Raw genomic sequence first — 12853 nt, 5'->3', positions numbered from 1 at the left:
CCCCTCAGCCCTTGGCCACGGCACGCAGCCGGTCCACCACGTCCGCGCGCAGCTCCGCGGGCTCCAGAACCACCACGTCCGGCCCGAACTCCACCAGCCAGGCGTCCAGGCCGTGCCCGTACGGAACCTGCAACTCGTCCCAGCCGTCGCCGAGTTCCCGCACGGCGGTGGCCTTCGCCCGAAGGGGGTAGCCCGCGCCGGCGCGCAGCCGGATCAGCGCGGAACGGTCGGCGGTCTCCCCCGCCCAGCTCGCGACCGTCTCACGGACGGTGACGACGTCGGGCACGGGGGCGGTGAACCGCGCCCCGCGCGAGCGCACCTTGCCGGTGATCCGCGACAGCCGGAACACCCGCTCGGCGCCGCGGTCGCGGTCGAAGCCCGCCAGGTACCAGTGGCCGCGCCAGCACTCCAGGGCCCACGGCTCGACGTGCCGGGGCTCGGGCTGTGCGGCGTTGGCCTTGCGGTACTCGAAGAGCACGGGCCGGCGGTCGCGGCAGGCGAGCATCAGCGGCTCGAAGGCGGCCTCGTGCACCGGGATGCGCGGCTCGAGAGCGCTGTGCGCCTCGTACGGGTCGACGTCCTCGGGCAGCCCGGCCGCCCGCAGCTTCTGCAGCGCGCCGCTGGCCGCCCCGGCGAGCCTGGCCTGCTGCCAGACCTTGGCGGCGAGCCCGAGGGCGGCGGCCTCCTCGGCGTCGAGGGTGATGGGCGGCAGTCGGTTGCTGTCGCGGCGCGCCAGGTAGCCGATCTCGCCGTCGAGGCCCTCGACGGTCTCGATGACCAGGCCGAGCTCCCGCAGGTCGTCCTTGTCCCGCTCGAACATGCGGTTGAAGGAGTCGTCGGATCCCGCCTCGAGGTAGGCCTCGATGGAGTCACGCAGCTCGCGCTTGCTGAGTGGCCGCCGCGTCCCGAGCAGACACAGCGCCAGGTTCATCAGCCGCTCGGCCTTGGCAATGGCCATCGACGCCCTTCTCCCTATGGTGCTTACGACGGATGACCGTACCGCCCCGCGGTGGCGCGGCAAAAGCCGAGGGCCCATGCCCGACCAGGCATGGGCCCCGAATGACCGGCTCCGATCGGACGTCGGTCAGACTCCGAGCAGATCCACCACGAAGATCAGCGTCTCACCGGGCTGGATCGCCGGGGTCGGGCTCTGGTTGCCGTAGGCGAGGTGGGCGGGAATGGTCAGCTGCCGGCGGCCGCCGACCTTCATGCCCTGCACGCCCTGGTCCCAGCCCTGGATGACACGGCCGCCGCCGAGCGGGAAGCGGAAGGGGGCACCGCGGTTCCAGCTGGCGTCGAACTCCTCGCCCGTGCTGAAGGCCACGCCCACGTAGTGGACGGTCACGGTCTGACCGGCCTCGGCGACCGGGCCGTCACCCTCCCAGATGTCCTTGATCTCGAGGTCCGCCGGGGGCTCGCCGCCGGGGAAGTCGATCTCGGGCTTGTCGATGCTCACGTCTCTGGCTCCTGCTTGTCTGTCTTGTCTGTCGGAAGGCAACGCCCAAGTCTTACATCCCCGCGGATCACATCGCCGCGAGGATGTCGACCGAGAAGACCAGCGTCGAGCCCTTCTCGATGCCGCTGCCCTCCGGCGGGTTGTCGCCGTAGCCCAGGTCCGGCGGGATGACGATCAGGACGCGGCTGCCGACCTTCTTGCCGGTCAGGCCCTGCGACCAGCCCTTGACGACCTGCTGGAGCGAGAAGGACGTCAGCTGCTTCCGGCTGTACGTGGAGTCGAACTCCTTGCCGCCGTCCCACACGACGCCCTTGTACTGCACGAGCACGGTGTTCTGCGCGCCGACCTCGGGCCCGTCGCCCTCGATGACGTAGTTCGCCACGAGCTTCTTCGGCGCGGCGGTGTCGGGCACCTCGATGGAGGGTGCCGTGCCGTCGGTGTTGGTGCCGACCTGGGGCAGCGCCTCGTCGTCCTGCGGGACCTTCTCGCCCTTGGCGGAGCTCTTGGCGTTGAAGGTGTCCTTGATGTCGACCACGAACACCAGGGTGTCGGTGCCCTTGATGCCCGCCTGCTCGCTGCCCTGATCGCCGTACCCGTAGGCCGGCGGGACGGAGAACTCCACGCGGCTGCCGGTCTTCTTGCCGGCGAGCGCGTACCGCCAGCCGTCGATGATGGTGCCCTGCGCCAGCTGGATGACGATCGGCGTCTTGCGGTCGTAGGAGTTGTCGAAGACCTTGGCGCTGTCCCAGATCTGGCCCAGGTAGTCGGCCACCAGGAAGTCGTTCTCCGCGACGGCCTTGCCGCCGCCGGCGATCACCGTCTTCACCGCGAGGTCCTTGGACGGCTCGCCGCTGCCCTTGGCGACCGTCGGCTTCTGACCGAACTCCTTGCCCGCCGTGATCGCCGGCAGCGGGCCGTCGACGATCTTCGGGCGCGGCGGCGCGGACGTGTCCGACGCCTTGGGCGACGCGCTGTCGCTGGCCTTGCTCGAGCCGGCGTCCTCGTCGCCGCATGCGGCGAGCGTGACCAGTCCGGCGGGAACGGCGATGAGGAGGGAGCGTCGGCGCACGGTGGGGGCCTCGTAATCGGTATCGGTCGATCTTGTCTGCTGGCGTGCGCGCAACTCTACGGCGTGAGAAGGGCACCGTACGGATAACGTACGGTGCCCGTGTGGCGTTCCGGGTGCTTCGGGCGCGGACGCCTTCTCGGTTCCTTCCGGTCACATTCCGGCGATCAGCTTCTCCACCCGGTCGTCCACCGAACGGAACGGGTCCTTGCACAACACGGTGCGCTGCGCCTGGTCGTTGAGCTTGAGGTGGACCCAGTCGACGGTGAAGTCCCGGCGCTGTTCCTGGGCCCGCCGGATGAAGTCGCCGCGCAGCCGGGCCCGAGTGGTCTGCGGCGGTACGGACTTGCCCTCGAAGATCTTCAAGTCGTTGGCGACCCGGGCTGCCTGGCCCTTCTTCTCGAGCAGGTAGTACAGGCCACGACGACGGTGGATGTCGTGGTAGGCGAGGTCTATCTGGGCGACCCGCGGGTGGGACATGGTCATGTTGTGCTTGGCCCGGTACCGCTCGAGGAGCTTGTACTTCATGACCCAGTCGATCTCGGTGCCGATCCGGTCGAGGTCCTCGGCCTCGATCGCGTCCAGCGTGCGGCCCCACAGCTCGAGCACCCGCTCGACGGTGCCGGTGCGGATGCCGCGGCGCTCGCAGAAGTCCACGGCCTTCTCGTAGTACTCCCGCTGCACCTCCAGCGCGGACGCCTCCCGGCCGCTGGCCAGGCGCACCTTGCGCCGCCCGGTGATGTCGTGGCTGACCTCGCGGATGGCCCGGATCGGGTTCTCCAGGGTGAGGTCGCGCATCACCGTGCCCGCCTCGATCATGCGCAGCACCAGGTCGGTGGCGCCGACCTTGAGCAGCATGGTCGTCTCGGACATGTTGGAGTCGCCCACGATGACGTGCAGGCGCCGGTAGCGCTCGGCGTCGGCGTGCGGCTCGTCGCGGGTGTTGATGATCGGCCGGGACCGGGTCGTCGCCGAGGAGACGCCCTCCCAGATGTGCTCGGCCCGCTGGCTCACGCAGTACACGGCGCCGCGCGGCGTCTGCAGCACCTTGCCGGCCCCGCAGAGCAGCTGCCTCGTCACCAGGAACGGAATGAGGATGTCCGCGAGCCGGGAGAACTCCCCGTGCCGGGCGACCAGATAGTTCTCGTGGCAGCCGTAGGAGTTTCCCGCGGAGTCGGTGTTGTTCTTGAAGAGGTAGACGTCGCCCGCGATTCCCTCCTCGTGCAGGCGTCGTTCGGCGTCCACCAGGAGTCCTTCGAGAATGCGCTCGCCCGCCTTGTCGTGGGTGACGAGTTCGGTCACGTTGTCACATTCGGGTGTCGCGTATTCCGGATGTGATCCCACGTCGAGATAGAGGCGGGCGCCGTTGCGCAGAAAGACATTGCTGCTGCGGCCCCATGACACGACACGGCGGAAGAGGTACCGCGCCACCTCGTCAGGCGACAGGCGGCGCTGTCCCCTGAACGTGCACGTGACGCCGTACTCGTTCTCCAGCCCGAAAATGCGGCGGTCCATGACTGAACATTACGCCTGATGACCCGAACTGAAACGGGGTTCGACGGCACGGTTTGGATCATTTTCCGGTGAAGCCGCAACCACCGCTGTCCGGGCGGGAGCTGCGAGGACCCGTCCCGTGCAGGCCAGGACGAGCAGCGACACGGCGCCGGCCGCCCCGGGCACGGCGAAGCCCCACAGCGCCCCGCCCGCCTCGACGACCGGCCCGGCGAGGCCCGTGCCCACCGAGGCACCCACGGTGAACGTCGTCACCAGCCACGAGAACGCCTCCGTCACCGTGCCCCGCGGCGCGTGCAGGTCCACCAGGACGAACGCGCAGGCGATGCACGGCGCGAGGAAGACCCCCGCGACCGCGGTCAGCAGCACCATGGCGAACGCGCCCGGCATCAGCATCAGCGGCAGGTAACACACCGCCAGGAGGGCCACCAGGTACCTCAGTCGCCGCGCCGGGTCACCGGCCCACTGCCGGGCCCCGTAGACGGTCCCGCCGACCAGCGCACCGAGCCCCAGCGCGGCCATCAGCCAGCCGTAGACGGCGTCACCGCCGTGCTCGTCCGCGTAGGGCACCGAGGCCACGGTGATGGACCCGAGCGCCATCCCGATGAACAGGAAGGCCCCCAGCAGTGCCAGCAGTCCGGACGAACGCAGCGCACCCAGCCAGTGCGCCTCGCGCGGAGCCGACCGCCACGCGCGCGAGGGGGGCGACACGACCACGGACAGGGCACCGAGCACGCCCACCGCGTTCAGCACGAGCAGCGCCACCAGCGGCGACCACAGCGACACGCACACCGTCACCAGCAGCGGCCCGACGGTGAACATGACCTCCTGGGCCACGGCGTCCATGGCGTACGCCGAGTGCACCTGGCCCTCCTCGCGGAGCACACTCGGCCACAGAGCGCGCAGCCCGCCCTCCAGCGGGGGCGTGAACAGTCCCGAGGCGCCCACGGCCACGTACGCGAGGGCCGCCTGCCCGGTACCGGCGAAGGCGAAGACGGCCATGGCCAGCCCCGACAGCACCGCGGCCGGCAGCTGCACCCGGGGCTGTCCGTGCAGATCGACGAGCCGTCCCAGCACGGGCTGTCCGACGGCGTTGGCGACCCCGTAGACGGCGGCCAGGGCCCCCGCGAGGCTGTACGAGCCGCCCTCGGCCCGCACGAACAGCACGATCGCGATCGCCGCGGTGGCGTTGGGCAGCCGCCCCACGAGCGTGCCGACGAGCAGCCGTACGGCGTGCCGCGCCCGGAGGATGTCCAGGTATCCGGCGACCACGCCCCACCCCCTTCGCATGAGACCTCGACGAGGTTTTACGTATAACGTCCAGGGCCATACGTACCATGTCGGCTGTTCACGAGTCCAGACGAAAGCGCAGGCGAACGGTGGCACGAGGCAGCACCCGCCCCACGAGCCGGGACGTCGCCCAGGCCGCCGGTGTCTCCCAGGCGGCGGTCTCCCTGGTCCTCGGCGACAAGTGGCGCGGCCGGGTGTCGGAGCCCACGGCGCAGCGCGTCCGCGACGCCGCCCACGCGCTCGGCTACCGCCCGAACCTCGCCGCCCGCAACCTCCGCCTGGGCAGCACCCGCACGGTCCTTCTGGTCGTCCCCGCGCTGACCACCGAGTTCTTCGCCGGCGTCTACACCGGTGCCGCGCGCGTCGCCGCCGAGCACGGCTTCGGAGTGGTCCTCTATCCCTCCCCCGAGGGCGTCGGGCCCGCCCGGGACCCCTTCGCCTCGGCGCAGGCCGCCCTGGACGGCGTCATCGCCTCCTCCATGGCCGCCGACGCGCTCTCCGCCATCCGCGGCGATCAGCTTCCGCTGGTCATGCTGGACAGCGACCCGGAGGGCAGCCTGGGGGCGGCGACGGTCAACCTGGACATCGCGGACGCCATCCGCCAGATCGCGGAGCACCTGCTGCGGCTGGGCCACCGCCGCTTCCTGCACCTCGCGGCGGACGTCCCGTCCTGGACGTTCGAGGTCCGCGCGCGGGAGCTCGCGGCGCGGCTGGACGCCGTCCCCGGCACCACGCTGCGTACCGCCAGGGCCCCGATCTCGATCGAGGACGCCCTGACGGCCACCGAGGCCGCGCTCGCGGGGCCCGGCCCCCGTCCGACGGCGCTGGTCTGCGACGACGACAAGCTGGCGGCCGGGGCTTACAAGGCGGCCCGCCGGGCGGGGCTCCGCGTCCCCGACGACCTGTCGGTCACCGGCCTGGACGACCTCGGCCTGGCCACCGCCATCGATCCCGAGCTGACGACGGTCCGCCTGGACGCGGAGCTCTTCGGCGAACGCGGGATGCGTGCCCTGCTGGCCGTCCTGGAGGGCCAGGTCCCCGAGGCCGGGGACATCCCGGTGAACCTGGTCGTACGGGGCTCCACGGCACCACCGCGATGAGCGGTGGGTGGACATGCGGAGGCCGCCGCGGGCGTCCCGCGGCGGCCGACGGCGAGGGGGCGGCGGACTACTCCTCCGCCCCGTCCTCCTCCTCGGGCGTGGCCTTGGACCCGGCCCCGCCCGCGCTCGCTCCCCCGTCCAGGAGCCGCGACAGCTGGCCCCCCACGATCCGCTTGAACTTCCGCTGCTGCGGCCGCGTACGGTCCAGCACGGCGACCTCCAGCCGCTCCGCCGGGATCTCCCGCTCGCTGCCGTTCGTGTCGCGGGACAGCGCCTGCACCGCCAGCTTCAGCGCCTCGGCCAGCGTCATGCCGTCGCGGTGCCGCTGGTCCAGGTAGCCGCTGATCTGCTCCGCGTTGCCCCCGACCGCGACCGAGCCGTGCTCGTCCACGATCGAGCCGTCGTGCGGCAGCCGGTAGATCTGGTCGCCCTCGGGGCTGTCCCCGACCTCGGCGACGACCAGCTCCACCTCGTACGGCTTCTCGGCCGAGCTGGAGAAGATCGTGCCCAGCGTCTGGGCGTACACGTTGGCGAGTCCCCGGGCCGTCACGTCGTCCCGGTCGTAGGTGTAACCCCGCAGGTCGGCGTAGCGCACACCGCCGATGCGCAGGTTCTCGTACTCGTTGTACTTGCCGGCGGCCGCGAAGCCGATCCGGTCGTAGATCTCGCTGAACTTGTGCAGCGCACGGGACGGGTTCTCGCCGACGAACACGATGCCGTCGGCGTACTGCAGCACGACCAGGCTGCGGCCACGGGCGATGCCCTTGCGGGCGTACTCCGCCCGGTCGGCCATCGCCTGCTGGGGTGAGACATAGAACGGCGTCGACACCGGTTATCCGTCCCTTTCTGTCGAAGTCACTGGACCACCTGTCATCAGCACGGCGCGGCCCGGCCGCTACAGCAGGGCGGCCCGCGGGCCGTCGGGCTGCTCCAGCCTCCGGTCGAGGACCGAGCGGGCGAGCCGCGAGCTCTCGTCCTCGGTCAGCCGGCGGAAGCCGTCCTCGGTGATCACAGTGATGATCGGATAGATCCGGCGCGCGACGTCGGGACCGCCGGTCGCCGAGTCGTCGTCCGCCGCGTCGTACAGCGCCTGGACCACGAGCGTCGTGGCCTCTTCCTCGCTCAGGTCCTCACGGAAGAGCTTCTTCATCGCCCCGCGCGCGAAGATCGAGCCGGACCCCGTCGTCGCGTAGTGGTGCTCCTCGGAGCGCCCGCCCGTCACGTCGTACGAGAAGATGCGGCCCTTGCCGCGGTCCACGTCGTACCCCGCGAACAGCGGCACCACGGCCAGCCCCTGCATCGCCATGCCCAGGTTGGAGCGGATCATCGTCGACAGACGGTTCGCCTTGCCCTCCAGGGACAGCTGCGCGCCCTCGACCTTCTCGAAGTGCTCGAGCTCCAGCTGGAAGAGCTTCACCATCTCCACGGCCAGGCCCGCCGTGCCGGCGATGCCCACCGCCGAGTACTCGTCGGCCGGGAACACCTTCTCGATGTCCCGCTGCGCGATCATGTTGCCCATGGTCGCGCGCCGGTCACCGGCGAGCACGACGCCGCCGGGGAAGGTCACGGCCACGATCGTGGTGCCGTGCGGCGCCTCGACGACGCCCTGGACCGGCGGCAGCTGCCGGTTGCCCGGGAGCAGCTCCGGCTGGTGCTCCCCCAGGAAGTCCATGAACGAAGAGGACCCAGGCGTCAGGAAGGCAGCTGGCAGACGCCCGGTGCTACGAGTGTTGGCTTCCACGCGATTCCTTCCACGTATGCGTCAGCTAGTCAGCTATGCCACGGACCCTACCCGCCCTGCGGCGGTGATCCACATACTCGGCGGGAACCACGGAACGAACGCCTTGGCCCCCCGTTGCGGGCCGCGCGCGGCACGGGCGTGACCCGCACCGCGCGCGACATCTCACGTACTGCTCGTCCGTCCCCGGGCCTGGGCCACGAGGGGGAACAGGCCTACTGGCCGCCCTTCTGCACGAAGGAGCGCACGAAGTCCTCTGCGTTCTCCTCGAGGACGTCGTCGATCTCGTCCAGGACGGAGTCCACGTCGTCGCTGAGCTTCTCCTGGCGCTCCTTGAGGTCCTCGGAGGCCTGCGCGTCCTGCGCCTGCTCCTCGACCTCCTCGGTGGAACGCGTGGCCTTCTGCTGCCCGCCGCCGGTGTCCTTGGTCGCCATAACCCTCACCCCGCTCGGTTCGCCCGACACAGTTGCTCGGTCAAGATCAGACCCTACAAGCCGGGTCCGACATCGGCCCCGCAGTTTCTCCAACGTACGGGGGCCATCTCGATGGTTCCCGGACCCGGTGACTTTCACCCTGTCCGGCGGTCTTCTCCCGTGTACCCGCTCGGCGCCGTCACCCGCCTGACAGGACCCTGACCAGGTCGTCCGCGGTGCGGCAGCGGTCCAGGAGCTCCTTGACGTGATTACGCGTTCCGCGAAGCGGTTCCAGGGTCGGGACCCGCTGGAGGGAGTCCCGTCCCGGCAGATCGAAGATCACCGAGTCCCAGGAGGCCGCCGCGACGTCGTCCGCGTACTGCTCCAGACAGCGCCCGCGGAAGTACGCCCGGGTGTCCTCCGGGGGCTTCGTACGGGCCCGCTCGACCTCCGTCTCGTCCAGCAGCCGCTTGATGCGGCCACGGTCCACCAGCCGGTTGTACAGGCCCTTGTCGGGCCGCACGTCGGCGTACTGGAGGTCGACGAGGTGGAGGCGGGCGGCGTCCCAGTCGAGGTCGTCCCGGCGCCGGTAGCCCTCCATGAGCTCCCGCTTGGCGACCCAGTCCAGCTCGCCGGCGAGGCTCATCGGATCGTTCTCGAGCCGGTTGAGGGTGTCCTCCCAGCGGCCCAGGACGTCCTTGGTCTGTTCGTCGGCGTCCGCTCCGTACCGCTCCTCGACGTACTTGCGCGCCAGCTCGAAGTACTCCATCTGGAGCTGCACCGCCGTGAGGGTGCGCCCGCTGCGGAGGGTGATCAGGTGCTGGAGGGACGGGTCGTGCGAGACCTGGTGCAGGGTGCGTACGGGCTGGTCCACGGCCAGGTCGACGGCGATGAAGCCGTCCTCGATCATGGACAGGACCAGGGCCGTCGTGCCCAGCTTCAGGTAGGTCGAGATCTCGGACAGGTTCGCGTCGCCGATGATCACGTGCAGGCGGCGCCACTTCTCCGCGTCCGCGTGCGGTTCGTCGCGCGTGTTGATGATGGGCCGCTTGAGCGTCGTCTCCAGGCCGACCTCGACCTCGAAGTAGTCGGCGCGCTGGCTGAGCTGGAAGCCGTGCTCGTGCCCGTCCTGGCCGATGCCGACGCGGCCGGCGCCGGTGACGACCTGGCGGGAGACGAAGAAGGGCGTCAGGTGGCGCACGATGTCCGAGAAGGCGGTCTCCCGCTTCATCAGGTAGTTCTCGTGCGTGCCGTAGGAGGCGCCCTTGTTGTCGGTGTTGTTCTTGTACAGGTGGATCGGCTGGGCGCCGGGGAGCTGGGCCGCCCGCTCGGCCGCCTCGGCCATGATGCGCTCGCCGGCCTTGTCCCACAGCACGGCGTCCCGCGGGTTGGTGACCTCCGGAGCGCTGTACTCGGGGTGGGCGTGGTCGACGTAGAGCCGTGCTCCGTTGGTGAGGATCACGTTGGCCAGGCCGATGTCCTCGTCCGTGAGCTGGCTGTTGTCGGCGGCCTCCCGGGCGAGGTCGAAGCCTCGCGCGTCCCGCAGCGGATTCTCCTCCTCGAAGTCCCAGCGAGCCCGGCGGGCCCGGTGCATCGCCGCCGCGTAGGCGTTGACGATCTGGGACGAGGTGAGCATGGCATTGGCGTTGGGGTGACCGGGGACGGAGATCCCGTACTCCGTCTCGATGCCCATTACTCGCCGTACGGTCATGCGGCCCTCCTTGCCCGGCGGCGCCCTCGGTCGTGGGCGCCGCTCACGTGGCGCTCCGGTGCGTGTGCGGTGCCCGTCCCCGCACTGCGCGACTCGGCGGTACGGAAGAGCCTAGAACGCCTTTGCGCTGGTGGGGAGATCATTTGCGTCATTGCCTTGCTCCAGCCGTGGCCCCCGAAAAACAGTCGGCTGCGGGTACCCACCGAGGGCACCCGCAGCCGCCCTGCCTTTTACAGGTACTGACCGGTGTTCGCCACCGTGTCGATGGAGCGTCCGGTGTCCGCACCCTGCTTTCCGGTGACGAGCGTACGGATGTACACGATCCGCTCGCCCTTCTTTCCGGAGATGCGGGCCCAGTCGTCCGGATTGGTGGTGTTGGGCAGGTCCTCGTTCTCCTTGAACTCGTCCACGCACGCCTGGAGGAGGTGGGAGACGCGAAGGCCCTTCTGGTTCTTCTCCAGGAAGTCCTTGATCGCCATCTTCTTGGCGCGGCCGACGATGTTCTCGATCATGGCGCCGGAATTGAAGTCCTTGAAGTAGAGGACTTCCTTGTCTCCGTTGGCGTAGGTGACTTCCAGGAAGCGGTTCTCCTCGGACTCGGCGTACATCTGTTCCACCGCCGTCTGGATCATGCTCTGGACGGTGGCCGCCTTGTCCTTCTCGTGCTCCATGAGGTCGTCCTCGTGGAGCGGGAGGCGCTCGGTGAGGTACTTGCCGAAGATGTCCTTGGCCGCTTCGGCGTCCGGACGCTCGATCTTGATCTTCACGTCGAGCCGGCCGGGCCGCAGGATGGCGGGGTCGATCATGTCCTCACGGTTGGAGGCGCCGATCACGACCACGTTCTGCAGGCCCTCCACACCGTCGATCTCGGCGAGCAGCTGCGGGACGATGGTGTTCTCCACGTCCGAGCTGACACCGGAGCCGCGGGTGCGGAAGAGGGACTCCATCTCGTCGAAGAAGACGATGACGGGGGTGCCCTCGCTGGCCTTCTCCCGTGCACGCTGGAAGACGAGGCGGATCTGCCGCTCGGTCTCGCCGACGTACTTGTTGAGGAGCTCGGGTCCCTTGATGTTGAGGAAGAAGCTCTTGCCGGCGGCCTGGCCGGTCACCTCGGCGACCTTCTTGGCCAGCGAGTTGGCCACGGCCTTGGCGATGAGCGTCTTGCCGCATCCGGGGGGCCCGTAGAGCAGGACGCCCTTGGGCGGACGCAGCTCGTGCTCCCGGAACAGGTCGGGGTAGAGATAGGGGAGCTCGACCGCGTCCCGGATGGCCTCGATCTGTCCGCCGAGGCCACCGATCTGCTCGTAGCCGATGTCGGGGACCTCTTCGAGGACGAGTTCCTCGACCTCGCTCTTGGGAACGACCTCGTAGACGTATCCGGAGCGGGGTTCGAGCAGGAGGGCGTCGCCGGGGCGGATGGTGATGCCCCGCAGCGGCTCGGCGAGCCGGACCACGCGCTCCTCGTCGGTGTGCCCGAGTACGAGGGCGCGCTCGCCGTCCTCCAGGATCTCCTTGAGGGTGACGATGTCGCCGACGCTCTCGTACTCCATGGCCTCGACCACGTTGAGGGCTTCGTTGAGCATCACTTCCTGGCCGCGCCGGAGCTCGTCGAGCTCGACGCTCGGGCTGACGTTCACCCGGAGTTTGCGGCCGCCGGTGAAGATGTCGGCGGTGCCGTCCTCGTTGGCCTGCAGGAACACACCGAAGCCTGCCGGTGGCTGGGCCAGCCGGTCGACCTCCTCCTTGAGGGCCACGATCTGGTCGCGGGCCTCGCGGAGTGTGCCGGCGAGTCGCTCGTTCTGAGCGGACACGCCGGCCAGGTTGGTCTGCAGCTCGACGATCCGCTCTTCGAGAATTCTCGTGTGCCGCGGAGAGTCGGCGAGCTTGCGTCGCAGGACGGCGATCTCCTGCTCAAGGTAGGCCACCTGCCCGGCCGGGTCCTCGGACCCGCGTCCCGGGCGGATGCCGCGGTTCATGTCGTCGTCGTGGGCTGCCACGGTCCTCACCTCCTCCAAGGGGAGCTGGACGCTTCCAGACCCTACCTGGGTGGGTGTCGATTGAAACCCCTAGATCACAAAGACTGTCGGGGTGTGTCCGATCTTCACCCTTGCGCTCTCCCTCACGCCAGGGGAATACCCACGGAACGTGACGGGAACCCAGGCGGGGGTAGGGTCGAAGCGTTCAACACCCGTCAGAGCTGGCCGGATTCCCGACCGGCTCGACGCAGGAAACGGCAGGAAGCAATGAGTGTGCAGCAGGAGGCCGGAGTCGACGGCGAGGCCCTCGAGGTCTGGATCGACCAGGACCTGTGTACCGGCGACGGCATCTGCGCGCAGTACGCGCCCGAGGTGTTCGAGCTGGACATCGACGGTCTGGCCTACGTGAAGGGCGCGGACGACGAGCTCCTGCAGGCCAAGGGCGCGACAACGCCCGTGCCGTTGCCGCTCCTGACGGACGTGGTCGACTCGGCGAAGGAGTGTCCGGGCGAGTGCATCCATGTACGTCGCGTTTCGGACAGGACAGAGATCTACGGCCCGGACGCAGAGTGACCGAACTGTGACGTAATC

12 protein-coding genes and 1 pseudogene are annotated in these 12853 nt (G+C 69.6%); 2 read left to right on the top strand and 11 right to left on the bottom strand.

Annotated elements, in window-relative coordinates:
- Positions 1–4: 4 nt before the first annotated feature.
- The 5 genes from ACGF3H_RS34010 to ACGF3H_RS33990 all read right to left on the bottom strand — a co-directional run bounded on the left by ACGF3H_RS34010 (position 5) and on the right by ACGF3H_RS33990 (position 5306).
- Positions 5–958: a WYL domain-containing protein gene (locus ACGF3H_RS34010; RefSeq protein ID WP_362499971.1), complete on the bottom strand. Its 954-nt coding sequence runs from the start codon at positions 956–958 to the stop codon at positions 5–7.
- 126 nt (positions 959–1084) lie between these two features.
- Complete coding sequence (locus ACGF3H_RS34005) at positions 1085–1456, bottom strand: FKBP-type peptidyl-prolyl cis-trans isomerase (protein WP_362499970.1); 372 nt, start codon at positions 1454–1456, stop codon at positions 1085–1087.
- 67 nt (positions 1457–1523) lie between these two features.
- On the bottom strand, positions 1524–2525 hold the full coding sequence (locus ACGF3H_RS34000) for an FKBP-type peptidyl-prolyl cis-trans isomerase (protein WP_362499969.1): 1002 nt from the start codon (positions 2523–2525) through the stop codon (positions 1524–1526).
- Positions 2526–2675: 150 nt separating this feature from the next.
- A complete protein-coding gene (pafA, locus tag ACGF3H_RS33995) occupies positions 2676–4037 on the bottom strand; it encodes a Pup--protein ligase (RefSeq protein ID WP_003977186.1) in 1362 nt (453 codons plus the stop codon).
- A gap of 9 nt (positions 4038–4046) precedes the next feature.
- Complete coding sequence (locus ACGF3H_RS33990; protein WP_362499968.1) at positions 4047–5306, bottom strand: MFS transporter; 1260 nt, start codon at positions 5304–5306, stop codon at positions 4047–4049.
- 107 nt (positions 5307–5413) lie between these two features.
- Here ACGF3H_RS33990 and ACGF3H_RS33985 point away from each other — a divergent pair, with 107 nt between their 5' ends.
- On the top strand, positions 5414–6424 hold the full coding sequence (locus tag ACGF3H_RS33985) for a LacI family DNA-binding transcriptional regulator (RefSeq protein WP_362499967.1): 1011 nt from the start codon (positions 5414–5416) through the stop codon (positions 6422–6424).
- A 67-nt stretch (positions 6425–6491) separates the two neighbouring features.
- Here ACGF3H_RS33985 and prcA read toward each other — a convergent pair whose 3' ends face one another.
- From prcA to arc, 6 genes and pseudogenes are all read right to left on the bottom strand, one after another.
- Positions 6492–7253 carry a proteasome subunit alpha gene (gene prcA, locus ACGF3H_RS33980; protein ID WP_362494337.1) on the bottom strand — a complete coding sequence of 254 codons (762 nt, stop codon included), beginning with the start codon at positions 7251–7253 and terminating at the stop codon, positions 6492–6494.
- A 66-nt stretch (positions 7254–7319) separates the two neighbouring features.
- Complete coding sequence (prcB, locus tag ACGF3H_RS33975) at positions 7320–8165, bottom strand: proteasome subunit beta (RefSeq protein ID WP_362494334.1); 846 nt, start codon at positions 8163–8165, stop codon at positions 7320–7322.
- Positions 8117–8250: pseudogene (locus ACGF3H_RS33970) on the bottom strand (recombination endonuclease VII); the annotation flags it as partial. The pseudogene ACGF3H_RS33970 and the gene prcB, both read right to left, overlap by 49 nt.
- A gap of 127 nt (positions 8251–8377) precedes the next feature.
- A complete protein-coding gene (locus tag ACGF3H_RS33965) occupies positions 8378–8596 on the bottom strand; it encodes a ubiquitin-like protein Pup (protein WP_016325855.1) in 219 nt (72 codons plus the stop codon).
- A 178-nt stretch (positions 8597–8774) separates the two neighbouring features.
- Positions 8775–10286, bottom strand: a complete 1512-nt coding sequence (gene dop, locus ACGF3H_RS33960) for a depupylase/deamidase Dop (protein ID WP_362494332.1) — start codon at positions 10284–10286, stop codon at positions 8775–8777.
- Between the two features lie 230 nt (positions 10287–10516).
- The gene (gene arc, locus ACGF3H_RS33955) at positions 10517–12283 is read right to left on the bottom strand and encodes a proteasome ATPase (protein WP_362494330.1); all 1767 of its coding nucleotides are present in this window, start codon (positions 12281–12283) and stop codon (positions 10517–10519) included.
- Between the two features lie 246 nt (positions 12284–12529).
- Between arc and ACGF3H_RS33950 the strand changes: the two genes are divergently transcribed.
- The gene (locus tag ACGF3H_RS33950; protein ID WP_362494328.1) at positions 12530–12835 is read left to right on the top strand and encodes a ferredoxin; all 306 of its coding nucleotides are present in this window, start codon (positions 12530–12532) and stop codon (positions 12833–12835) included.
- Positions 12836–12853 lie beyond the last annotated feature (18 nt).

Origin of the sequence: Streptomyces sp. NPDC048185 (assembly GCF_043202495.1) — a bacterium.
GTDB lineage: Bacteria > Actinomycetota > Actinomycetes > Streptomycetales > Streptomycetaceae > Streptomyces.
The sequence above is the reverse complement of the archived record's forward strand: the minus strand, read 5'-3'. Positions and strand labels throughout refer to the sequence as shown.